This is a genomic window from Thalassobaculum salexigens DSM 19539 (assembly GCF_000423805.1).
Taxonomy (GTDB): Bacteria; Pseudomonadota; Alphaproteobacteria; order Thalassobaculales; family Thalassobaculaceae; genus Thalassobaculum; species Thalassobaculum litoreum.
The window spans coordinates 1-1,076 of sequence record NZ_AUIR01000003.1; the positions used below are offsets into that span (position 1 = coordinate 1).

The following is a 1,076-nucleotide window of genomic DNA, read 5'->3' on the forward strand; positions in this document are numbered from 1 at the left end:
AAGACGACGCTGACGGCCGCGATCACGAAGACGCTTGCAGAGTCTGGCGGCGCGACGTTCATGGCGTACGACGCCATCGACAAGGCGCCTGAAGAGAAGGCGCGCGGCATCACGATCTCGACGGCGCATGTCGAGTACGAGACGCAGAACCGTCACTACGCGCATGTGGATTGCCCGGGCCACGCCGACTACGTGAAGAACATGATCACGGGTGCGGCGCAGATGGACGGCGCGATTCTGGTTGTGTCGGCGGCCGACGGCCCGATGCCGCAGACCCGCGAGCACATCCTTCTGGCGCGCCAGGTCGGCGTTCCGGCGCTTGTGGTGTTCATGAACAAGGTCGACCAGGTGGACGACGAGGAGCTTCTGGAGCTGGTGGAGCTCGAGATCCGCGAGCTGCTGTCGTCGTACGAGTTCCCGGGCGACGACATTCCGATCACCAAGGGTTCGGCTCTGGCCGCGCTTGAGGACAGCAACGACGAGATCGGCCGCAAGGCGATCCTGGCGCTGATGGAGACGGTCGACGCCTACATCCCGACGCCGGAGCGTCCGAAGAACCTTCCGTTCCTGATGCCGATCGAGGACGTGTTCTCGATCTCGGGTCGCGGCACGGTGGTGACCGGCCGTATCGAGCGCGGGATCGTGAAGGTGGGCGAGGAAATCGAGATCGTCGGCATCAAGGACACGGTGAAGACGACCTGCACGGGCGTCGAGATGTTCCGCAAGCTGCTGGACCAGGGCGAGGCGGGCGACAACGTGGGCGTTCTGCTGCGCGGCACGAAGCGCGAGGACGTGGAGCGCGGTCAGGTTCTGGCGAAGCCGGGCTCGATCACGCCGCACACGAAGTTCAAGGCCGAGGCGTACATCCTGACGAAGGAAGAGGGTGGCCGTCACACGCCGTTCTTCACCAACTACCGTCCGCAGTTCTACTTCCGCACGACGGACGTGACCGGGACGGTGACGCTGCCGGAAGGCACGGAGATGGTGATGCCGGGCGACAACATCGCGATGGATGTCGAGCTGATCGCGCCGATCGCCATGGATGACGGCCTGCGCTTCGCCATCCGCGAAGGCGG

The 1,076-nt window shown here is 64.9% G+C and carries 1 protein-coding gene; it reads left to right on the plus strand.

From position 1 onward, the window contains the following. Positions 1 to 1,076: elongation factor Tu (tuf, locus tag G578_RS0100020; RefSeq protein WP_028792510.1), on the plus strand; the 1,076-nt coding region annotated here is incomplete at both ends.